Here is a 20,356-nt window from a genome sequence, read left to right on the forward strand (position 1 = left end):
CATCACCATTGACGCCTGCCATCCGGCCCGGCCGGACTCGGCATGTCGTACTCTCAGGGCCATGGGTCCGGCGACACCGCGCGGCGGCCTGCGGTGAGTTCGGCGACCGCGACCCCCGCTGCCAAGCTGGCCGAGCGCTACGGTCTCACGCCGAGCTCGGCCCGGCCACCGCTGCGTGGGTACATCAAGCAGCTGTGGCAGCGACGGCACTTCATCGTCTCTTTCGCGACCTCGAAGACGATCACGCAGTACTCCGGCGCGCGCCTCGGCCAGGTGTGGCAGGTGCTGACGCCGCTGCTGAACGCCTCCGTCTACTTCCTGATCTTCGGCGTGCTGTTCAACGCGCGGCATGACGTCAAGAACTACACCGCGTTCCTGCTGACCGGCGTGTTCGTCTTCACGTTCACGCAGCGCTCGGTCAACTCCGGCGCCCGGGCGATCGGCGGCAACCTCGGGCTGATCCGGGCGCTGCACTTCCCGCGGGCCTGCCTGCCGCTGGCCTACACACTGGTCGAGCTGCAGCAGCTCGCGATCTCGATGGGCGTCCTGTGCGTTCTGGTCGTGCTCGCACCGCCGCACGAGCCGGTGACCTGGTCGTGGCTGTTGCTCATCCCGGCTCTGCTGATGCAGACGATGTTCAACGTCGGAATCAGCATGGTGATCGCCCGGATCGGCGCGTTCGCCCAGGACATCAACCAGCTGCTGCCGTTCATCCTCCGCACCTGGCTCTACCTCTCCGGCGTCTTCTTCTCGATCCCGCAGCGCATGGAGGGGGCTCCCGACTGGGTGCGGGAGGTAATGGAGGCGAATCCCGGCGCCGTCTTCATCGAACTGGTCCGGGACGCCGTGATCTCGAGTCACCCCGCCCACTCGAAGTTCTGGATACTCGGCATCGTTTGGGCAATAGTCGGTCTTTGTGTCGGATTCTGGTACTTCTGGTCGGCCGAGGAGAAGTATGGCCGTGGTTGAGCACCCACCGGAGACGGTTTTGCCGCCGCCCGACGGCGCCGCACCTACCGTCATCGTCGACGACCTGCACGTGACGTATCGGGTCTTCGGCGCGTCCGCGGGCCGGGGGAACGCGCCCGCGGCCCTCAAGCGCCTGCTGCGCCGGCAGAACTCCCCCGTGCTGCGCGAGGTGAAGGCGGTCCGGGGCGTCAGCTTCACGTCGTACAAGGGCGAGTCGATCGGGCTGATCGGGCGCAACGGCTCCGGCAAGTCGACGATGCTGCGCGCGATCGCCGGACTGCTTCCGGCGACCAAGGGCGCGGTCTACACCGACGGGCAGCCGTCGCTGCTCGGCGTCAACGCCGCGCTGATGAACGACCTGACCGGAGAGCGCAACATCGTGCTCGGCTGCCTCGCGATGGGCATGACGCCGGCGCAGGTCAAGGAGCACTACGACTCCATCAAGGAGTTCAGCAACCTCGGCGACTTCATCGACCTGCCGATGCGGACGTACTCCTCCGGCATGGCCTCGCGGCTGCGGTTCGCGATCGCGGCCGCCAAGAGCCACGACGTGCTGCTGATCGACGAGGCGCTGGCCACCGGCGATGCGGTCTTCCGGCGGCGCTCGGAGGAGCGGATCAAGGAGCTGCGCGAGGAGGCCGGCACGGTCTTCCTGGTGAGCCACAGCCTCGACGTCATCCTGTCCACCTGCGACCGCACGATCTGGCTGGACGCCGGTCAGATCAAGATGGACGGCGAGACCGCGCAAGTCGTGAAGGCCTACCAGGAGTTCACCGGCTGAGCAGCCTCACCCTCCACCCCGCCGCTCCGCGAATGACCACGTTAACCACGCAATTGGCTGGTTAACCACGCCCCGGGGCGTGGCGAAGCACCTGTTCGCGTGGCGAAGTACGAACGTGGCGCAGTGCCGGTTTCCGGCTCCGCCGCGTGGGCCGACCGGCCGGAGTTCAGGTGGCGGAGCGGACGCCGGCCTGCGAGCGCGGGCTGAGCAGGAAGCCGGCGCCCCATGTCATGTGCATCGTCCCGACCACGAGCGGCAGCCACAGCCTGGCCCCGGTCGGCAGGTCGCGGCCGTAGACCACCGATCCGGCCACGACGCCCAGGACGTACAGCAGCGGCACCAGCAGGCCCAGCAGCAGCAGCCAGGCCGCGCCGGTCGCCGCGCCGGCGACGGCCGCCACGAGACCGGCGAGGCAGCCCAGCAATGCGATCGGCGGCGCGAGGTAGCGCAGGCTGGCCGTACCTGGATGCGTACGGGTGACCGTGCGCCGCCACTGGCCGGTCTTGAAGAACTGCTTCGCCAGCGGCCGCAGGCCCGCGCGCGGGCGGTAGGTCACCTGCAGGTCCGGCGAGAACCACACGACGCCGCCCGCCTGGCGGATGCGGTAGTTGAGCTCCCAGTCCTGCGCGCGTACGAAGCGCTCGTCGTAGCCGCCGAGGCGCTCCAGGATCTCGCGGCGGAACACGCCGAGGTAGACCGAGTCGACCGGACCTGCCACGCCGCCGACGTGGAAACGTCCGCCGCCGAGGCCGAGCGGGCTGGTGTAGGCGCGCGCGACGGCCTCCTCGAAGGGCGTCTCGCCCTTGGCGGCCATCACGCCGCCCACGTTGTCGGCGCCGCTCTCGCGCAGCACCTCGACGGCCCGGCGGATGTAGCCGGGCGAGAGGATCCCGTGGCCGTCGACCCGGATCACGATGCCGTGGCTGGACTCCTCGATCGCGGCGTTCAGCCCGGCCGGCGTGATGCCGGCGGGGTTGGAGATCAGGCGGATCCGGTGGTCGGTCTCCGCGAGCTCCTTGGCGATCCGGTCGGTCAGGTCCATCGACGGCGCGATCGCGATGACCAGCTCCAGCTCGCCCGGGTAGTCCTGGGACAGGACCTGGCCAACGGCCGCACGCAGGTGCTGTTCCTCGTTGAACACCGGCATCACCACCGAAACCGGCGGCCAGGCGGCGCTCTCGGGCGTCTGGGTCACTAGGGCGGGTCTCCTCGGATCTCCTCGAACACGAACCGCTGCTGCGAGGAGACAACCGTACTCGGAGCCCTTATCCGGCTGAGCAGACGGAGCTGAGATCGGCCACGTCGCCGGACGGCTTGGGCGAGGGCCGTGGCTGGTCGCTCTGTTCCTGACCCTGGCCCTGGCCGTCCGGTCCGGTCCGCGAAGGCTGCTCGGACTCCGTCTTGCCGGTCTCGGTGTCGGCGACCGCGGAGATCGGCTTGGCCTGGCTGGCCTCGATCCCCTCTCGTACCTTCGTGCGGATCAGGTCGAAGTCAGGCTTCGCGGTCGTGATCAGCGGCGGTACGAACTGGACCGATGTGATCTTCTGCCGCTTGGCCTTCATCGAGAGCCGTACGAACGTGTCCAGCTCCGACGCCGGTATGTCGGTCGAGACGACTTCCTTGCCGGCCTTGGCGATGTCCTGGAACCGCAGCACGACGTTGCCCGGGTCGAACTGCTGCAGCATGGCCGACATCACGCAGCGCTGGCGGGCCATCCGGTCGTAGTCGCTGGTGCCGGTACGCGAGCGGGCGTACCAAAGCGCCCAGGACCCGTCCAGGCGCTGCTTGCCCGCCTTGATCACCCGCGTCGGCTGGCCGTTCTTGCCACCGATCAGGACCGGCTGCTTGACGTCGATCACGACGCCGCCCAGCGCGTTGATCAGGTCGCGGAAGCCGAACAGGTCGATCAGCGCGTAGTAGTTGATCTGCAGCCCGCTGATCTCCTCGATCGCGCCCCTGGTCGCGGTCAGGCCGGGGTTCGGGTCGCCGGGGAACAGGCTCTTGTGGTTCTCGGCCCACATGTAGACCGCGTTCAGCAGGCACTCCGAGCCGCAGTCGAAGCCGTGCGGGAACTGCTCGTGCATCACCGAGCCGCGCGGGAACGGCACCCGCTGCAGGTTGCGCGGGAAGCTGAACATCGCCGTCCGGCCGCTCGCGGCGTCGATCGAGACCAGCGTCATGCTGTCCGGCCGCAGCCCGATCCGGCCCGGGCCGGCGTCGCCGCCGAGCAGCAGGACGTTGAGCCGGCCCTCCTTGGGCGCGGAGACCTGCTTCGCGGCGAAGATCTCGTCGATCGAACGTTTGGTGACCGCGACGTACTGCGACGTGGTGAGCAACGCGCCGACGATCGCGAGACAGCTGACGGCGGCGGTGATCGAGACGATCAGGCGGTGGTTGCGTTCCATGCCGAGCGGCCGGGCGAGCCGCCAGGCGTCGACGAACAGTGCGAACCAGCCGACGGCGAGCAGCACCAGCACGATCCGCAGGAAACCCAGCACGGCACTCGTGGTCAGCAGCGAGATCACGAAGCCGGACGCGACGAGGCTCAGCAGGAGCAGCAGAACGACGGTAGCCACCAGGCAAAGCAGGACACGCAGGGCGATTCGGCCGACTTGTCTATTCCCGGCCACTATCTGGGCCGAACCAGGTGCGACCGCCGTCATCAGTAGCAGACTGATCGCACGCCGGAATCTTCGCTGTTCAACCCCCGTCATGCTGCTACCTTTCCGCCGATTCACCCGCTCGACCAGTATCGGTTGATCGGATGAGCTGCGGGCTGAGGCACGCCGGTACTCAACCGGCGGGTACCGCGGGTCAGCAACTCCAGGTAAGTTGCCACCATGTCCAGCGGCGGACGAAACGATGGCGGGCGCGACGACTCGCGGTACGACTGGCTCTATGGCGGCCAGGGCGGTAACCCGGGCGGGCGCGACGACCCCTACAACGACCCGTACGGCCAGGGCGGCAGCGAGCCGACCCAGGTGATGCCCACCGGTGGTGGTGGCGGGCGGCGTGCGGGCGGCTACCCGTCGTCCGGGCAGAACTATCCGCCACAACAGGGCTATCCACCGCAGCAGGGCTACCCCCAGCAGGGGTATCCGCAACAGGGCTACCCGCAACAGGGCTACCCGGGCCAGGGCTACCCAGGACAGGGCCAGCCTCCGGGGCAGGGCTACCCGCCGGGAGGCGGCCGTCCGCCGGGTCCGCCGGTCGAGCCGCTCCACCGGCCGCGACCGCCGCGGCGGCGTGGAGGGGTCCGCTGGCTGCGGATCATCCTGCTGGTGCTGCTGGCGTACGTCGTGTTCCTGGTCGCCATGCCGTTCGTCGGCTGGGGCCGGGTCGACCGCGTCGACATCTCGGGCGGCAGCAACCGGCCGCCGGACACCTCCGGCACCACGTACCTCATCGTCGGTTCCGACAGCCGCGAAGGCCTCACCGACGAGGAGAAGAAGGAGCTCGGCACCGGCAGCGCGGGCGGCCGGCGGACCGACTCGATCATGCTGCTGCAGGTGCCGTCGGCCGGCGTTCCCGTCCTGATTTCGATCCCGCGTGACTCCTACGTGCCGATTCCGGGGCACGGGCGCAACAAGATCAACGCGGCGTTCGCGTTCGGTGGTGCGCCGCTGCTGACCGAGACCGTCGAGAACGCGACCGGCCTGCGGGTCGACGAGTACGTCGAGATCGGCTTCGGCGGCTTCGCGTCCGTCGTCAAGGCGGTCCATGGCGTCGACATCTGCGTCGAGAAGCCGATCAAGGACAAGGACGCCCACATCGACCTGCCGGCGGGCTGCCAGACGCTGCAGGCGACGGACGCGCTCGGGTACGTACGCGCGCGGCACTTCGACCCCAAGGGCGACCTCGGCCGGGTGGAGCGGCAGCAGCAGTTCCTGTCGGCGCTCACCAAGAAGGCGATCAGCCCGTCGACGATCCTGAACCCGATCCGGTACGCCTCGTTCTGCCTCGCGGTCGGCGACGCGATCACGGCCGGCCAGGACACCGGCATCGTCGACATGGCGCGGTTCGCGCTCGCGATGCGTGCGGTGTCGGCTGGTGCGGGCGTCTCGTTGACCGTCCCGACCAGGCCCTACACCACGTCGGGTGGCTCGAGTGCACTGAAGTGGAAGTCGGATGAGGCGAAGGCGCTCTTCAACGCCTTGGGCGAGGGCAACCCCGTGCCCGCCGACCTGATCCCGTCACCGAAGCCGTCCTCGGGCAACTAGAGGACCTTCTCGAACCAGTGGTGGGCGTACGGTTCGTCGTTGAACGCCGCGACCTCGGTGTATCCGGCTGAGGTGTAGAGCGCCCGGGCCTGGACGAGCGCGCGGTTGGTCTCGAGGTGGAGGACTCGGCTGCCCTGGCCGCGGGCGTGGTCTTCGAGTGCCTTCAACAGGCGGCGGCCGACGCCCAGGCCGCGGGCCTCGGGAGCGACCCACATCCGCTTGACCTCGGTCGGTTTCTCTCCGTGGAACCTCAGCGCGCCACAGCCGATCGGCTCGGCGTGGAGGTACGCGAGCAGCAGGATCCCGTTGGGCTCGCGCAAGTCGTCCGGCTCGGCCCGGATGCTCCGGCCGGGGTCGAAGCCGTTGTCGAAGCGTTCGGCGAGCTCGTTGGCGTAGGCGGTCAGGCAGTGCCGGGCGTCCGGGTGCTCCGGATCGCACGGCTTGATCGCCACCGTTCCGGCCGTCAGCAACCGCTCGACGGTCTCCATGGCGGCGACCAGCTCGGCTTGCTGCCTGGCGTTGAGCGGTTCGAGGAACGAGCGGGCCAGGTCGTCGCTGCGACGGTCGAGGAGCGCGCGTTCGGCCTTGCCCTCGGTGGTCAACCGGGCAGTGCGGACCCGCTTGTCCTGCTCGCCGGGGCCCACCGCGACCAGGCCGCTGCGCTCGAGGGCGGACAGCACGCGGCTGAGGTAGCCGGAGTCGAGGTCGAGGCTGGCGCGCAGGTCGCGTAGGTCCCGGCCGTCCTCGCCGATCTCCCAGAGCACCCGCGACTCCCCGAGCGGCCGCTGCCGGGCGAGGTAGTGCTCGCGTAGTGCGCCGACCCGCTGGGTGACCGTTCGATTGAAGCTGCGTACCTGTGCGATGGCCTCGTCCTGGCTCATTTCTCTGACCTTAGTCAGAGATTTATTTCAGTGCTAGACTGACCGAAAAACCAATGTGGTCAGGCGGTCGGCGTTGGTCGAACTGGACAAGGGCACGCGGATCCTCGACGCGGCCGAGGCGTGGCTGCTCCGCGTCGGATACCGCAAGGTCTCGATGGCCGAGGTCGCCTCGCGGGCGGGCGTGGGCAAGGGCACGCTCTACCTCTACTGGCCCAGCAAGACCGCCCTCTTCGGCGCGGTGCTCGTCCGGGACACCGTCCGGGGGTTCGAGGAACAGCTGGGGGCTTTGCGCGCCGATCCCTACGAGTGCCTGCTGCACCGGACCCACCAGACGGCGTACCGGCTGATCATGCGCCGGCCGCTGGCCCGCGCCCTCTACACGCGCGATCACGAGGTGCTCGGCGAACTCCTCGGCAGCGGCGGCTCCTTCGCCGCCGGCAAGGCCGACACCGCCACGCGCTACCTGGAGGTGCTCCACCGGCACGGCCTGCTCGCCTCCGAGCCGTCGCCAGAACTGCTCTTCCGCCTCTCGGTGGTCACGGCGGGCGCGTACCTGCGCGAGGAGCTGCCGGGCGCCGACGCGTTCTCCGTCGATGCCAAGGCTTCCTTACTAGCGACCACCCTGCGGCAGGCGTTCGAGCCGCCGGGACCGCCGTCGCCGTCAGCCGTCCGTTCGGCCGCGGCCGAGGTGGTGGCGCTCTACCAGCACTGGCGGGACGAACTGGCCCGCACCCTTCCCACGGAACCACTGGAGACGTGATCTTTGTGGCCGTTGAACTGCTCCCCCTGACCGACGTACAGAAGACCTGCCTGCCGACGCTGTACGGCAAGGCCCTGGACGCCCGCTCGCCGGACCCCATCCTCGGCGACACACTCGCCGACTCGGCCGTACGGCAGCTGGACTTCGACTTCTCCTCGCTGAAGCTGCCCTCGCGGGCGGCGATCAGCCTGCCCATCCGCGCGAACCACCTGGACGGCTGGACCCGGGAGTTCCTGTCGGCGCGGCCGCGGTGTGCCGTGCTGCACCTGGGCTGCGGCCTGGACACCCGCGTCCACCGCATCGACCCGCCGGCATCCTCGGTGCAGTGGTACGACGTCGACCTGCCCGAGGTGATCTCACTCCGGGAGCAGCTCTATCCGGACCGGGACGGCTACGCGATGATCCCCGCCTCCGTCACCTCCGCGGAGTGGCTGGACCGCGTTGTGGATGACCGGCCCGTGCTCGTGGTCGCCGAGGGCTTGGTGATGCACCTGCCGACGGCCTCCGCAGCCGCCATGGTCGCGCGGATCGTGGAACGGTTCCCGAGCGGGCAGTTCTGCTTCGACGTCTACAGCGCGCTGACCGCACGTACGATCAGCTTCGCCTCACGGTTCGCCTCCAGCCGAGCCCACCTCCACTGGGGTCTGCCACCCCTCCTGGCCCGCGACGTCACCACCCTCCGCCTGACCGACGACGTGCCGTACCTCGCGCTGCCGGAACTCGGCGCCCGCATGGCCACCACCCCGTTCTCCCAGGCCATCTGGCGCGGCATGCTCAAGCTCAAGTTCCAGCGCGAGTCGATCCGCCACCTCCGCTACGAATTCGGCTGACGCCGCCGGAGCCGCCTGAGGCCTGATGCGATCGGAAGCCTTGTCCAGAACGCGAAGGACAGTCCGGCCAGGTCGGGAGCGCGGCTGCTGGTCAGGGGCGGCCGAGGCCGCGGTAGTCCCAGCCGGCGGCTCGCCAGGCCTCGCGGTCGAGGCAGTTGCGGGCGTCCAGCACGCGCTGCTCGGCCACGACCTCGGCGAGCCTGCTCGGGTCGAGCGTGCGGAACTCCTGCCACTGCGTCAGGTGCAGCACCAGGTGCGCGCCCCGGCAGGCTTCCATCACCGAGTCGGCGTACCGCAGCGTCGGGAACGAGCGGCGGGCGTTCTCGTTGGCTTTCGGGTCGTACACCGTGACCGTCGCGCCGTGGAGGTGGATCCGGCCGGCGATGTTGAGCGCCGGCGAGTCGCGGATGTCGTCGGTGTCGGGCTTGAACGCGGCACCGAGTACGGCCACCCGCCGCCCGATCCACTGGTTGCCCAGTATCTCGGCCGAGACGTCGACCACCCACTGCCGCTGCCGCAGGTTGATCGAGTCGACCTCGCGGAACAGGGTCAGCGCGTCCTCGACGCCGAGCTCACCGGCCCGGGCCATGAACGCGCGGATGTCCTTGGGCAGGCAGCCGCCGCCATAGCCGAGTCCGGCGTCGAGGAACTTCCGTCCGATCCGCACGTCGTAACCCAGCGCGTCGGCCAGTTCGGTGACGTCACCGCCGGTGACGTGGCAGACCTGGGCCATCGCGTTGATGAACGAGATCTTGGTGGCCAGGAACGCGTTCGCCGAACCCTTGACCAGTTCGGCGGTGGGGTAGTTGGTGATCACGACCGGGCAGCCGTTGTCGATGATCGGCGCGAACACCTCGCGCAGCGTCTGCTCGGCGCGGCCGCCGGTCACGCCGAAGACCAGGCGGTCCGGCCGCAGGGTGTCCTCGACCGCGAGTCCCTCGCGGGTGAACTCCGGGCTCCACGCCAGCTCGGCCTCCGCACCCACCGGCGCGAGCTCCCGCAGCCGACCGGCCAGCCGCTGGGCCGTACCCACAGGCACCGTCGACTTGCCGACCACCAGCGCCGGACGGGTCAGCAGCGGCGCCAGTGACTCGACGGCTTTGTCGACGTACGTCAGGTCCGCGGCGTACTCACCGTCACGCTGCGGAGTGCCGACGCAGATGAAGTGGACGTCGCCGAAGTCGGCGGCCTCTTGGTAGAAGGTGGTGAAACGCAGCCGGCCGGACTCGACGTGCTTGCGCAGCAGCGGCTCGAGCTCCGGCTCGAAGAACGGCACCTGTGCTTCGGTCAGCGCGGCTACCTTGGCAGGATCGACATCGACGCCGAGGACCTCGTAACCGAGCTCGGCCATGCCGGCGGCATGGGTCGCGCCGAGGTAACCGGTTCCGATCACAGTGATGCGGTACGTCACGGGCAGAAGCCTTCCGTACAGGGTTGGGCCCAGGACTCGGCAGGCTACCTCAACGTAGGATCTGCCTGGGTGAATGGCGCAGTGAACACCGCGCGAGGGTCAGGTGAATGGAGGGTGAGCGGGTGAGCGAGTTTCCCTTGTACGCGCCGACCGAGGAACACGAGGCGGTGCGCGAAGCGTGCCGCGCGGTGTGCCGCGACAAGCTGGCGCCGGGAGCGGCGGAGGCCGACCAGACGTCGACGTTCCCGCAGGCTTCGTACGACGCCTTGCGAGCGTCGGATTTTCACGCTCCGCACATCCCGGAAGAGTACGGCGGGGTGGGCGCGGACGCGCTGGCGACGGCGATCGTGATCGAGGAGGTCGCGGCGGCCTGTGCGTCGTCGTCGCTGATCCCGGCGGTGAACAAGCTCGGGACGATGCCGTTGCTGCTTGCGGGGTCTGATGATCTGAAGCGGCGGTTCTTGACGCCGGTCGCCGAGGGGTCGGCGATGTTCTCGTACTGCCTCTCCGAGCCCGACGCCGGCTCCGACGCAGCGGCGATGAAGACGCGGGCGGTGCGTACCGGGGACGAGTGGGTGCTGAACGGCGCGAAGCGGTGGATCACGAACGCCGGGGTCAGCGAGTACTACACGGTCTTCGCGGTGACCGACCCTGCCGCGGGTGCGCGCGGCATCTCGGCGTTCGTCGTGGCGAAGTCCGATTCCGGGGTGAGCTTCGGCGCGCTGGAGAAGAAGCTGGGGATCAAGGGCTCCCCGACCCGCGAGGTCTACTTCGACGACGTACGGCTGCCGCCTGATCGCCTGATCGGTGTCGAAGGCGAGGGCTTCAAGCTGGCGCTGCGCACGCTCGACCACACCCGCGTGACGATCGCGGCGCAGGCGGTGGGGATCGCGCAGGGGGCGCTGGACTACGCGAAGGGCTACGTGCGGGAGCGCAAGCAGTTCGGCCAGGCGATCGCGGAGTTCCAGGGCATCCAGTTCATGCTTGCCGACATGGCGATGAAGCTCGAGGCGGCACGGCAGCTGACCTACGTGGCGGCGGCCCGCAGCGAACGCGGCGACTCCGACCTCACCTTCTTCGGCGCGGCGGCCAAGTGCTACGCGTCGGACATCGCGATGGAGGTCACGACGGATGCGGTTCAGCTGCTGGGTGGCTACGGCTATGTGTCGGACTACCCCGTCGAACGCATGATGCGCGACGCGAAGATCACGCAGATCTACGAGGGCACGAACCAGGTGCAGCGCATGGTGATGGCCCGCAAGCTGCTCGCGGACTGAGCTTCTGCTCGGCCGCAGATCCGAAGCGTGAAGGTCGGCGTGACCGATGCGCGAAACGGTACTCGGTCCCAACTGGTACTCGGTTCCAACTGGTACTCGATTCCAACTGGTACTCGGTTCCAACTGGTACTCGGTTCCAAACGGCACTCGGTACCGGCTGGAACTGCGTACCAAATGGGACTCAGTACCAAGTGGAACCCGGTACCAGACAAGGGCTCGCCGAGGCCGCGCTCGCTCAGATCGCTCAGCTGTTGTCGCGGTTGGCTTCGCGGACCAGCTCAGGGATGCCGAGCGTGCGCAGGTGCTGGCCGCACTTCGGGCACCACACGGTCTTCGGTACGAGGGTGTGGCTGTGGCAGCGGCCGCACAGGAGGCGGATGCCCTGGCCGACGGCGAAGTCCTCCTCCGGAATGCGGATCTGGTCGCCGCAGCCCTGGCATTCGATGAGTACGTCGAGGGCGGGCCCACCCGGGTTCGGCCGCGAGACGTAGTAGCCGCACCCGACGCATGGTGCGTCGGCCGGGTCGGCGGGTCCGGTGGTCGCGTACCGGGAGTACAGCAGGTCGTTGACCTCCTCCAGCGGCCGGACGCAGACCGCGCACACCATGCTCGGCTCGACGACGATCGTGATCCGTTCGCACGCGTCACACGCCCGAGCCTGGGTTCCCAACCGCACCACCATCGCCGCGATCGCGCGGGCGGCGAGTCCGGAGTCCGCTTCGCAGCCCGGACAGCGCAGCACCGGATCGGCGCCGGAGCCGGGCAGCCGGCCGCATCCCGCGCAGGCCAGCGGGTCCGCCGCATCGTCCGAGGGCGATCGCATCGACGAAGTCATCGAAGCCCATCGTGCCGCACCCACCACGTAAGGAACCTGACAGCTTGGGCATCCGGCCAAGATCGAGGGGAAGATGGTTCGCGTGAGCAATCCTTGGGACGACCCAGCGACCATCGAGCGGATCCTTCGCGACTGCCAGACCTGGGCGGTCGTCGGCCTGTCGAACAATCAGGCGCGCGCCGCGTACGGCGTGGCCCGGTTCCTCCAGCAGCACGGCAAGCGCGTCGTGCCTGTGCACCCGAAAGCCGAGACCGTCCACGGCGAGCCCGGCTACTCCGACCTCGCCGACATTCCGTTCGCCGTCGACTGCGTGGACGTGTTCGTCAACTCCGACCTCGCCGGCCCGGTCGCCGCGGCGGCACGAGAGATCGGCGCCAAAGCGGTGTGGTTCCAACTCGACGTGATCGATCGGGCCGCGTACGAAACAACGACAGCCGCGGGTCTGTTGATGGTCATGAACCATTGCCCGGTCATCGAGTGGCCGCGGCACGGACCACGCTGAAGGAGCCCGTTCATCGTGACTCTGATCGACCAGTCCACCGAGTTCGGCAAGCGCGCCACCGCACGCCTCGACAGCGAGGCCGTCGGCTGGCTTACGACCGCGGGGAAGAGCGGCACCCCCGCGCCCAACCCCGTCTGGTTCCTCTGGCACGACGACACCTTGCTGGTGTTCAGCCAGCCTGACACGCCAAAACTTCGCAATATCGCTCGCAACCCGAGAGTGTCGTTCAACCTCAACGGCGACAGTACGGGCGGGGCGATCGTCATCCTGTCCGGAACGGCCACGGTCGACGCCGGCGGGCAGAGCGACGCCGAGATCGCCGCCTACGTTGCGAAGTACGCCGAGCACATCAAACACCTCGGCATGACCAACGAGCAGTTCTTCGCCGACTACTCCGTACTCGTGAGGATCGCGCCGGACCGCATCAGAGGCTTCTGACGACGTTACCGACCTCCTGAGCGGACCGGAAATCCTCGCTAGGCTCTGATCATGTCCGAGCCCTTCACGTATCACGTTGATGTCAGCAACTACGACGCGAAGTGGCGGACGTTAATCATCGACCAAACCCGTTCCACCCTGAACGAGCGAGATCCAAGGGACGTCGCCCGCGCGATCCTGGAGGACTGGATCGTCGACCACCCCGGCGACGTCGGCGGCGCCGAACGCGTCGAGGTGCACGGCGACAACGTCGAGAACTACCCTGACGACCTGATCTCGCACGTTCGGGTGTGGATCTTCCGGGGCCCCGTCAACGCACACGAGGCCTACCCCGCGGCCGCGGCCTACCTGGTCGACCGGCCCGAGGAATAAGCGAGGAACACCGTGGCCGAGCCATACACGTACCGTCTCGACGTCGCCGAGCAACGCGGCACCTGGGAGTGCCTGACGCTCGCCCAGCCGCGCACGTCCCTCGACTCTCGCCGGCCGAAGGACGTCGCCCGGGCCGTACTCGAGCGCTGGATCCTCGACAACCCCGGCCAGGTCCAGGGCGCCGACCGCCTGAAGGTCTTCGGCGACGACTTCGGCGACTATCCGCCGGACGCCGTGGCGCACGTGCGGGTCTGGGTGTTCCGCGGTACGCCGGAAGAACATGAGGAGAAGCCGGCGGCCGCCGCGTACCTCGTCGACGATCCCGACGAGTAGCCCCAGCTACGCCGGACAGCGACCCACCGGCCGGCTTGACCGGGACCGATTGGTCCGGCTATTCCGAGGCGGCTGCGCGCTTGGCCTGCAGCGCTTCGCCCTTTGCCCGGGCTACCGCTTCGAGGTCGCGCTGGAACTGTTCCATCGCGGCCAGGAGCTTCGGGTCACCAGCTGCCAGGATGCGGACGGCCATCAGCCCCGCGTTGCGCGCTCCGCCCACCGCCATCGTCGCCACGGGGACGCCGGCCGGCATCTGGACGATCGAGAGCAGCGAGTCCATCCCGTCGAAGTACTTCAGCGCCACCGGCACCCCGATCACCGGCAGCGGAGTGACGCTCGCCAGCATGCCCGGCAGGTGCGCCGCTCCCCCCGCCCCCGCGATCAGCACCGCCAGCCCGCGTCCCGCCGCCGACTCGCCGTACGACAGCATCTCCCGCGGCATCCGGTGCGCCGACACCACGCCCACTTCGTACGGCACGCCGAACTCGTCCAGCGTCGACGCCGCCGGCTCCATCGTGGGCCAGTCGGAGTCCGACCCCATCACGATCCCGACCTTCGGCGCCGCCGCGGCCTGGGAACCAGCCTCACTCATCGATCTCTCCGGTCAGGTACGCCGCCGCGTGGCGGGCCCGTTCGCGTACCGACGCCAGGTCGGTGCCGTACGCCGTGACGTGCCCGACCTTACGGCCCGGCTTGACCTCCTTGCCGTACAGGTGGATCCGCAGCCCGGGGTCGCGCGCCATGCAGTGCAGGAAGGCCCGGTGCATGTCCGGGTACTCGCCGCCGAGCACGTTGACCATCACGGTCCACGGTGCGCGGGTACGCGGCGTGCCCAGCGGCAGGTCCAGCACCGCTCGCAGGTGGTTCTCGAACTGGCTGGTCACCGACCCGTCGATCGTCCAGTGCCCGGAGTTGTGCGGCCGCATCGCCAGCTCGTTGACCAGGATCCGGCCGTCGCGTGTCTCGAAGAGCTCGACTGCCAGTACGCCGGTCACGTCCAGCTCGGAGGCGATCCGGAGCGCGATCCGCTGCGCCTCGACCGACCGCTCCTCCGGCAGGTTGGGTGCCGGTGCGGTCACCTCGAAGCAGATCCCGTCCCGCTGCACCGACTCGACGACGGGGTACGCCACCGCCTGTCCGGACGGCGACCTGGCCACGACAGCCGACAGCTCGCGCGCGAAGTCGACCTTCTCCTCGGCCAGCACGGGAACGCCGGCCAGGAACGGCTCCGCCAGCGCCGGATCGGACGGCCCGTCGATCACCCACACGCCCTTGCCGTCGTACCCGCCGCGCGTCGTCTTGAGTACCAACGGCCAGCCGCCGAGCTCGTCGGCCGAGAGCGAGCCGGGCTCCTCGACCACCTGATGCCGCGGGCACGGAATACCCAGCGCCGTCAGCCGGGCCCGCATCGCGCCCTTGTCCTGCGCGTAGACCAGCGCGTCCGGCCCCGGCTGGCAGGCCACGCCGTCGGCGACGAGCTTGTGCAGGTGCTCGGTGGGCACGTGCTCGTGGTCGAACGTCACGACGTCGCAGCCCTCGACGAAGCGTCGTAGCGTGTCGAGATCGCGGTAGTCGCCGACGGTCACGTCGCGGACCACCTGGGCCGCCGAGACGTCCGGTCCCTCGGCCAGCAGCCGGAAGTCGACGCCGAGCGGAATGCCCGCCTGATGGGTCATCCGGGCCAGCTGCCCGCCGCCGATCATTCCGACAGTTGGTACACCTGCAAGCTTCGCCACGATTTCGGAGACTAACGGACCCGTGCCAGCCCGCCGGGCGGGCTTCGGCAAACCTCGATAGAGTCGGCGGACTTGTCCCGGAAGGTCTGAGCTGTTGAAAGCTGTCATCGCGCTGTACCGCAAGGCGGAGCACATGGTGCACGAGGTCGCCAAGTTCGGCCTCGTGGGCGCTGTCGGCATGATCGTGGACATCGGCGTCTTCAACCTGCTGCGCTACGACTTCGGTGGCGCCGGGCTGCTGCACCACAAGCCGCTGACGGCTCGGGCGATCTCGATCGCGCTGGCCACGGTCGTGACGTACCTCGGCAACCGCTACTGGACGTGGCGGCATCGTGAGCGCCGGGCCATGCACCACGAGTACGGGCTGTTCTTCCTGCTCAACTTCGCCGGGCTCGTGATCAACCTGGCCGTTCTCGGCCTCGTGCTCTACGTCCTGCAGCTGTCCGGCCCGGTCACCGACAACATCGCCAACTTCATCGGCATCGGCCTCGGCACTCTCTTCAGATTCTGGTCCTACCGCCGCTTCGTCTTCCGCGACGCGCCACCGGACCCGCTTGACGACGACGCCCGCGAGCCGGCCGGGGCTTCTTCCGGCCGCTGAGCCACATCCCCGGCGGGCGCACCACCCCGCGCCGAGCGCCGCAGACGACAGGTTCCACGCGGGAGAGCACCGCGAACAAGCCGCGAGCCCGCTGCGACACCAGGGCCAGCCGCCATCCGCCCGCGACCGGCGAGGTCTCGTGCCAGCTTCTGGCGCTACCGCCGCTTCGTCTTCCGCGACGCGCCACCCGATCCGTTGGACGAGGCTCGCGAGCTGGCTTGGGCATCCTTCGAGCGCACGCCGGCATCCCCCGCGGGCGCGCCCTGCCGGGACGGATCATCGGCGGCGGCCGCCGGCGGGTTTCCGCGCGGTAGGAAGACCGCGAACACCGCCGGCCGCCGTGAGACCAGCTCCAGCCGGCCCCCACCGGCCTCGGCGAGGTCGCGGGCCAGGGCCAGGCCCAGCCCGGTGCCGCTCCGTCCGCTCACTGCCCGCTCGAAGATCCGCTGCCCCAGCTCCTCCGGCACCCCCGCCCCACCGTCGGACACTTCGATCACGACTGAGCCGCCCGGACGTACGCCGGTCGTCCGGCGGCGGACGGACACGGTGCCGCCGCCGTGGTGCAGGGCGTTCTCCAGCAGCGTCGCCAGGATGTGGCCGAGCGTCCCCGGCGTCGCCGCGACCGAGAGGCCGGCCAACCCCGTGACCTCGATCCGCCGGCGCGCCCGCTGGAACGCCGGCCGCCACTCCTCGACCTGCTGGCGTACGACCGTGTCGACGTCGACCAGCGTCGCGCGGGCCGCGTGGGAGTCACGACTTTGCGTGAGCAGTCGCTCGACGACCTGTGACAGCCGCTCGACCTGCCCGAGCGCGATCGCCGCCTCCTCGCGTACGACCGCGGAGTCGTCGGCGGCCAGGATCTCCTCCAGCCGCATCGACAGCGCCGTGAGCGGCGAACGCAACTGGTGCGAGGCGTCCTGCGACAGCTGCCGCTCGGCGGCCAGCGTCTCGGCGATCCGGCGCGCGCTCACGTCGAGCATCTCGGCCACCCGGTCGAGCTCGGGTACGCCGTAACGCCGCAGGTGCGGCCGCGGGTCGCCGGAGCCCAGACGCTCGGCCGCCGCGGCCAGCTCGCCCAGCTGGGCCGACAGCCGCCGGGCCTGCCAGAACCCGAACACCACCGCCACGGCCACCGCTGCCAGGCCGAAGCCGAGGATCGCGAAGAACTCCTGCCAGCCGCGGCCGAAGTAGCGCTGCCCGAACAGCCCGATCGGTACGCCGAACATGGTCGCGGTCACCATCGCGACCACCGTGGTGGTGACGACCAGCCGCCGGCGCATCGCTCCCCGGCCCTACGACGTCGCCGACGGAGTGGACGGTGTGGACGAAGCCGAAGGGTTCGACGGATCGGTTTCGAAGCGGAACCCCACGCCGCGCACCGTCGCGATGTAGCGCGGTTTGGAGGCGTCGTCGCCGAGCTTGCGGCGCAGCCACGAGATGTGCATGTCGAGCGTCTTCGTCGACGACCACCAGGTCGTCTCCCACACCTCGTTCATCAGCTGCTCACGCGTGACGACCTTGCCGGCGTCGCGATGCAGCACCCGCAGCAGGTCGAACTCCTTCGCCGTCAGGTGCAGCTCGTCGCCGTTGAGCCAGGCCCGCCTGGACTGCGGGTCGATGCGTACACCGTGCCGGTCGACGACGGCGTCCGGCGCACCACTGCTCTCGGCGACGGCGGCCGCCGGCTCGGGCGGGTTGCGCCGCAGCAGCGCGCGTACGCGGGCCAGCAGCTCGGCCAGCCGGAACGGCTTGGTGACGTAGTCGTCGGCGCCGGCGTCCAGCCCGACGACCGTGTCGACCTCGTCCGCGCGGGCGGTCAGTACGAGAACGGGCACCCGGCTGCCGTCCTTGCGCAGCTGCCGGCAGACCTCCAGCCCGTCGATGTCGGGCAGCCCGAGATCGAGGACGAGCAGGTCGATCTCGCCGCTGGCGGTTCGGTCGATCGCGATCTCACCGGTCGGTGTCAACTCGACGGTGTAGCCCTCACGGCGCAGTGCCCGGGCAAGCGGATCAGCGATGGCCACGTCGTCCTCTGCGACCATCACTCGCAAGGCGCGCTGCGGGTTCGCCCCGTTGGGCGAGTCCGCACGGCCAACCGACTCCCCGTCGCGCATCATGACTCGATGGTACGGCCGACACGCTGCGTGGTCATCTGTCGCGACCGGAAACGCTGCCGAACGAACCTGACAACCTTCGTAGGCATCCAAGTGGTTGTCGGGGTTGGGAGGGACGCGATGACGACGGGTACCGGAGACGTCCACCAGATCGAGGACGCCGCCGACGCGCAGGAGATCACGTTCGCCGAGTTCGTGGCGGGCCGCTCCCAGGCCTTGCTGCGCTCGGCGTACCTCCTGACCGGCGACGCGGCCCAGGCCGAAGATCTGCTGCAGACGGCGCTCGCCAAGACCTGGCGGCACTGGCGCCGGGTCAGCCGCGACGGCGCCGGCGAGGCGTACGTGCGACGGGTCCTCTACACGACGTACGCCACCTGGTGGCGGCGGCGCTGGCGTGCCGAGCTGCCCACCGAGGAGCCGCCGGAGCCGGCGGATCGTTCCGGCGCCGACGAGTACGCCGGTGTGGACCAGCGGACCACGCTGCTGCGGGCGCTGGCCAAGCTGCCGCGCGGGCAGCGGGCGGTCGTGGTGCTGCGGTACTTCGAGGACCGGACCGAGGCCGAGACCGCCACGATCCTTGCCTGCACGGTCGGCACGGTCAAGAGCCAGACAGCCCGTGCGCTGGCCCGCCTGCGTTCCTCCCCGCTCGTGACCGCACTCGTCGAGGAGGAGCGATGACCGACGACTTCGAGAGCCGCCTGCGGGGTGCGCTGAGCAGCGCCACCGACGGGCTGCCGGGCAATCCGAGCCGGTACGACCAGACCGAGACCAGGATCCGCCGCCGGCGGCGCCGGGTCGGGATCGCCGTGGTCGCGGCGGCGGTCGTCCTGGTCGTGGCCGGTGTGGCGGCACCTCCCGTACTCAGCCGCCTGATCGGTGGCTCAGTCGACGACGGCCTGGTGACTGGCACTCGCGACGTCGGCGACCTGGGCTGCCCGGAACCGTCGGCGCCCGGCGGGTCTCGGTGGACCGGCTCCGGACCGCTGGTGCCGGACGGCGCGGTGTCCGCCCGCTTCTGCCCGGGCCGGATGGGCGCCGGCGAGGCGATGCCCGGCGATCCGGAGCTGATGAAGGCCACCCTCACCCGTGGCGTCGGCGAGCTGACGGCGGCGTTGAACCGGCTTCCGTCCGGCAGCTTCAACCCGACGTGCACGTCGGAACTCGGGCCGACGTACAACCTGGTGCTCGGCTACCCGGACGGGCGGCGGGCGGTGATCGCCTTCGAGTCGTTCGGGTGTGGGGTGACGAAGTACGGCAACGAGTACCGCCTCGGCGGCGACCAGCTGGTCGACATCGGCAAGCGGCTGGTGCGTGGGCAGCCCGACGCCGCGCTGAAGTGCCCCGCTCACGACGCGGCGATGGGCGTGCCCGTCCCGGGGGCGGCCGGACCGCTCGTGCCTGATGGCGCGGACAGCGCTCGGCTCTGCGCCCGCGACAACCCGGCCGGTGCCGGCGGCGGGGACAGCGCGCTCTCCCAGGTCGTCTTCGACCCGGCCAACGCGGCGAAACTGGCCGGCGAGCTGAACGCGCTGCCGGCGGTCGACCCGAACGCCGTCTGCACGATGGAGCTGGGCACCACGTACGACCTGGTGCTCGGCTACCCGGACGGGCGGAGGGTCGTGACCACGTTCCAGGCGTACGGCTGCGGGTACGCGCAGTCCGGCCAGGCGTTCCGGATGGGCGCCAGTCGCATCGTGGGGTCCGCCGAGTCGCTCGCCGAGCAGCAGCGGCTGGAGATCAGCCCGCCGTCGACGCCGCCGATCGTGCCGCAGTGCCCGGTTCGGCTCGAGCCCGGAGAGAAGGGGCGGCAAAAGCAGCTCTACGAGTCCTACACGCGTGACCCGGACAGCGCCGTTCCGCAGCCGGCTGCTGGTGGACGGTTGTGCCGCTACAGCGGCTCCGACGACCTGGGTGAGCTGAGGAAGCAGCAGGAGCTGCCGCCGGAGCAGGCGGAGAGCCTGCGCGGGCTGGCCAACCAGTCGGCCAAGCAGCGAACGATCACCTGCGAATGGGACACCTACACCGGCCCGATCGACATCCTCCTGCTGACCGACCGCGTGGGCGGCCGATACGAGATCCGCGTCCTGCGCGGCAGCTGCCCCGCCCTCTTCGACGTGAACGGCGTGGCCAAGGCGAGCCAGGAGCTCCTGACCCAGGTGGACCAGATACTCGGCCCGCGCTGATCCGCGTCGGCGCGACTGGTGAGCGCCGCAGCTCAGCGGCGCAAGGCGGGCAGCCGCCGCCCAGATGACGGCAGACGGCTCGGCCGCCGGCGGGTCACGCCCGCACGGCCGGC

At 69.8% G+C, this 20,356-nt stretch carries 22 protein-coding genes; 13 read left to right on the plus strand and 9 right to left on the minus strand.

From position 1 onward, the window contains the following. The first annotated feature begins 42 nt into the window (after positions 1-42). Both ACYVF6_RS24885 and ACYVF6_RS24890 read left to right on the plus strand, forming a co-directional pair. Positions 43-969, plus strand: coding sequence for an ABC transporter permease (locus ACYVF6_RS24885; RefSeq protein ID WP_460524922.1), 927 nt, complete (start codon positions 43-45; stop codon positions 967-969). Next, positions 956-1,750 (plus strand): ABC transporter ATP-binding protein, encoded by a 795-nt coding sequence (locus tag ACYVF6_RS24890; RefSeq protein WP_460524923.1) that lies wholly within the window; start codon positions 956-958, stop codon positions 1,748-1,750. The genes ACYVF6_RS24885 and ACYVF6_RS24890 overlap by 14 nt, the downstream gene beginning before the upstream one ends. Positions 1,751-1,916: 166 nt before the next feature. Here ACYVF6_RS24890 and ACYVF6_RS24895 read toward each other — a convergent pair whose 3' ends face one another. Next, positions 1,917-2,945 (minus strand): glycosyltransferase family 2 protein, encoded by a 1,029-nt coding sequence (locus ACYVF6_RS24895; RefSeq protein WP_460524924.1) that lies wholly within the window; start codon positions 2,943-2,945, stop codon positions 1,917-1,919. A 70-nt stretch (positions 2,946-3,015) separates the two neighbouring features. Next, positions 3,016-4,326 (minus strand): LCP family protein, encoded by a 1,311-nt coding sequence (locus ACYVF6_RS24900; protein WP_460524925.1) that lies wholly within the window; start codon positions 4,324-4,326, stop codon positions 3,016-3,018. Between the two features lie 264 nt (positions 4,327-4,590). Here ACYVF6_RS24900 and ACYVF6_RS24905 point away from each other — a divergent pair, with 264 nt between their 5' ends. Continuing rightward, entirely contained in the window at positions 4,591-5,970 is a 1,380-nt protein-coding gene (locus ACYVF6_RS24905) for an LCP family protein (RefSeq protein ID WP_460524927.1), read from the plus strand. Here ACYVF6_RS24905 and ACYVF6_RS24910 read toward each other — a convergent pair. Beyond that, on the minus strand, positions 5,967-6,851 hold the full coding sequence (locus ACYVF6_RS24910) for a bifunctional helix-turn-helix transcriptional regulator/GNAT family N-acetyltransferase (protein ID WP_460524928.1): 885 nt from the start codon (positions 6,849-6,851) through the stop codon (positions 5,967-5,969). The genes ACYVF6_RS24905 and ACYVF6_RS24910 overlap by 4 nt on opposite strands. A gap of 73 nt (positions 6,852-6,924) precedes the next feature. On the opposite strand from ACYVF6_RS24910, the gene ACYVF6_RS24915 reads away from it, so the two are divergent. Together ACYVF6_RS24915 and ACYVF6_RS24920 are read left to right on the plus strand one after the other, a co-directional pair. Continuing rightward, the gene (locus ACYVF6_RS24915; protein WP_460524929.1) at positions 6,925-7,611 is read left to right on the plus strand and encodes a TetR/AcrR family transcriptional regulator; all 687 of its coding nucleotides are present in this window, start codon (positions 6,925-6,927) and stop codon (positions 7,609-7,611) included. Positions 7,612-7,616: 5 nt separating this feature from the next. Beyond that, complete coding sequence (locus tag ACYVF6_RS24920; RefSeq protein WP_460524930.1) at positions 7,617-8,441, plus strand: class I SAM-dependent methyltransferase; 825 nt, start codon at positions 7,617-7,619, stop codon at positions 8,439-8,441. 91 nt (positions 8,442-8,532) lie between these two features. On the opposite strand, the gene ACYVF6_RS24925 is transcribed toward ACYVF6_RS24920, so the two are convergent. Continuing rightward, complete coding sequence (locus ACYVF6_RS24925; RefSeq protein ID WP_460524931.1) at positions 8,533-9,852, minus strand: UDP-glucose dehydrogenase family protein; 1,320 nt, start codon at positions 9,850-9,852, stop codon at positions 8,533-8,535. A 107-nt stretch (positions 9,853-9,959) separates the two neighbouring features. On the opposite strand from ACYVF6_RS24925, the gene ACYVF6_RS24930 reads away from it, so the two are divergent. Then, positions 9,960-11,129, plus strand: coding sequence for an acyl-CoA dehydrogenase family protein (locus tag ACYVF6_RS24930; RefSeq protein ID WP_460524932.1), 1,170 nt, complete (start codon positions 9,960-9,962; stop codon positions 11,127-11,129). Between the two features lie 244 nt (positions 11,130-11,373). Here the strand turns inward: ACYVF6_RS24930 and ACYVF6_RS24935 are convergent, their stop codons facing one another. After that, entirely contained in the window at positions 11,374-11,964 is a 591-nt protein-coding gene (locus ACYVF6_RS24935; RefSeq protein ID WP_460524933.1) for a hypothetical protein, read from the minus strand. 82 nt (positions 11,965-12,046) lie between these two features. Here ACYVF6_RS24935 and ACYVF6_RS24940 point away from each other — a divergent pair, with 82 nt between their 5' ends. The 4 genes from ACYVF6_RS24940 to ACYVF6_RS24955 are packed head-to-tail and all read left to right on the plus strand — an operon-like array spanning position 12,047 to position 13,609. Continuing rightward, positions 12,047-12,466, plus strand: a complete 420-nt coding sequence (locus ACYVF6_RS24940) for a CoA-binding protein (protein ID WP_460524934.1) — start codon at positions 12,047-12,049, stop codon at positions 12,464-12,466. Between the two features lie 15 nt (positions 12,467-12,481). Beyond that, the gene (locus ACYVF6_RS24945) at positions 12,482-12,904 is read left to right on the plus strand and encodes a PNPOx family protein (RefSeq protein WP_460524936.1); all 423 of its coding nucleotides are present in this window, start codon (positions 12,482-12,484) and stop codon (positions 12,902-12,904) included. Between the two features lie 51 nt (positions 12,905-12,955). Then, a complete protein-coding gene (locus ACYVF6_RS24950) occupies positions 12,956-13,276 on the plus strand; it encodes a hypothetical protein (protein ID WP_460524937.1) in 321 nt (106 codons plus the stop codon). Positions 13,277-13,288: 12 nt separating this feature from the next. After that, positions 13,289-13,609, plus strand: coding sequence for a hypothetical protein (locus ACYVF6_RS24955; protein WP_460524938.1), 321 nt, complete (start codon positions 13,289-13,291; stop codon positions 13,607-13,609). 58 nt (positions 13,610-13,667) lie between these two features. On the opposite strand, the gene purE is transcribed toward ACYVF6_RS24955, so the two are convergent. Next, positions 13,668-14,201 (minus strand): 5-(carboxyamino)imidazole ribonucleotide mutase, encoded by a 534-nt coding sequence (gene purE, locus ACYVF6_RS24960; protein ID WP_460524939.1) that lies wholly within the window; start codon positions 14,199-14,201, stop codon positions 13,668-13,670. Further along, positions 14,194-15,312, minus strand: a complete 1,119-nt coding sequence (locus ACYVF6_RS24965; RefSeq protein ID WP_460525545.1) for a 5-(carboxyamino)imidazole ribonucleotide synthase — start codon at positions 15,310-15,312, stop codon at positions 14,194-14,196. The genes purE and ACYVF6_RS24965 overlap by 8 nt, the downstream gene beginning before the upstream one ends. Positions 15,313-15,439: 127 nt before the next feature. On the opposite strand from ACYVF6_RS24965, the gene ACYVF6_RS24970 reads away from it, so the two are divergent. Next, the gene (locus ACYVF6_RS24970; protein ID WP_460524940.1) at positions 15,440-15,946 is read left to right on the plus strand and encodes a GtrA family protein; all 507 of its coding nucleotides are present in this window, start codon (positions 15,440-15,442) and stop codon (positions 15,944-15,946) included. 155 nt (positions 15,947-16,101) lie between these two features. Here ACYVF6_RS24970 and ACYVF6_RS24975 read toward each other — a convergent pair whose 3' ends face one another. Next, positions 16,102-17,226 carry a sensor histidine kinase gene (locus ACYVF6_RS24975; RefSeq protein ID WP_460524941.1) on the minus strand — a complete coding sequence of 375 codons (1,125 nt, stop codon included), beginning with the start codon at positions 17,224-17,226 and terminating at the stop codon, positions 16,102-16,104. A gap of 12 nt (positions 17,227-17,238) precedes the next feature. Next, complete coding sequence (locus ACYVF6_RS24980; RefSeq protein WP_460524942.1) at positions 17,239-18,063, minus strand: response regulator transcription factor; 825 nt, start codon at positions 18,061-18,063, stop codon at positions 17,239-17,241. A gap of 117 nt (positions 18,064-18,180) precedes the next feature. Between ACYVF6_RS24980 and ACYVF6_RS24985 the strand changes: the two genes are divergently transcribed. Together ACYVF6_RS24985 and ACYVF6_RS24990 are read left to right on the plus strand one after the other, a co-directional pair. Next, positions 18,181-18,738, plus strand: coding sequence for a SigE family RNA polymerase sigma factor (locus ACYVF6_RS24985; protein WP_460524944.1), 558 nt, complete (start codon positions 18,181-18,183; stop codon positions 18,736-18,738). Further along, entirely contained in the window at positions 18,735-20,243 is a 1,509-nt protein-coding gene (locus tag ACYVF6_RS24990; protein WP_460524945.1) for a hypothetical protein, read from the plus strand. Before ACYVF6_RS24985 ends, ACYVF6_RS24990 begins: the two co-directional genes overlap by 4 nt. Positions 20,244-20,356 lie beyond the last annotated feature (113 nt).

The sequence above is a fragment of the Flindersiella endophytica genome (assembly GCF_054779015.1).

What these genes read in the sequence shown, in the direction of transcription:
- ACYVF6_RS24980 (WP_460524942.1), bottom strand. Translation starts at nt 18,063, where the DNA reads ATGATGCGCGACGGGGAGTCGGTTGGCCGTGCGGACTCGCCCAACGGG.
- ACYVF6_RS24985 (WP_460524944.1), top strand. Translation starts at nt 18,181, where the DNA reads ATGACGACGGGTACCGGAGACGTCCACCAGATCGAGGACGCCGCCGAC.
- ACYVF6_RS24935 (WP_460524933.1), bottom strand. Translation starts at nt 11,964, where the DNA reads ATGACTTCGTCGATGCGATCGCCCTCGGACGATGCGGCGGACCCGCTG.
- ACYVF6_RS24910 (WP_460524928.1), bottom strand. Translation starts at nt 6,851, where the DNA reads ATGAGCCAGGACGAGGCCATCGCACAGGTACGCAGCTTCAATCGAACG.
- ACYVF6_RS24950 (WP_460524937.1), top strand. Translation starts at nt 12,956, where the DNA reads ATGTCCGAGCCCTTCACGTATCACGTTGATGTCAGCAACTACGACGCG.
- ACYVF6_RS24965 (WP_460525545.1), bottom strand. Translation starts at nt 15,312, where the DNA reads ATGATCGGCGGCGGGCAGCTGGCCCGGATGACCCATCAGGCGGGCATT.
- purE (WP_460524939.1), bottom strand. Translation starts at nt 14,201, where the DNA reads ATGAGTGAGGCTGGTTCCCAGGCCGCGGCGGCGCCGAAGGTCGGGATC.
- ACYVF6_RS24975 (WP_460524941.1), bottom strand. Translation starts at nt 17,226, where the DNA reads ATGCGCCGGCGGCTGGTCGTCACCACCACGGTGGTCGCGATGGTGACC.
- ACYVF6_RS24885 (WP_460524922.1), top strand. Translation starts at nt 43, where the DNA reads ATGTCGTACTCTCAGGGCCATGGGTCCGGCGACACCGCGCGGCGGCCT.
- ACYVF6_RS24990 (WP_460524945.1), top strand. Translation starts at nt 18,735, where the DNA reads ATGACCGACGACTTCGAGAGCCGCCTGCGGGGTGCGCTGAGCAGCGCC.
- ACYVF6_RS24930 (WP_460524932.1), top strand. Translation starts at nt 9,960, where the DNA reads ATGGAGGGTGAGCGGGTGAGCGAGTTTCCCTTGTACGCGCCGACCGAG.
- ACYVF6_RS24905 (WP_460524927.1), top strand. Translation starts at nt 4,591, where the DNA reads ATGTCCAGCGGCGGACGAAACGATGGCGGGCGCGACGACTCGCGGTAC.
- ACYVF6_RS24890 (WP_460524923.1), top strand. Translation starts at nt 956, where the DNA reads ATGGCCGTGGTTGAGCACCCACCGGAGACGGTTTTGCCGCCGCCCGAC.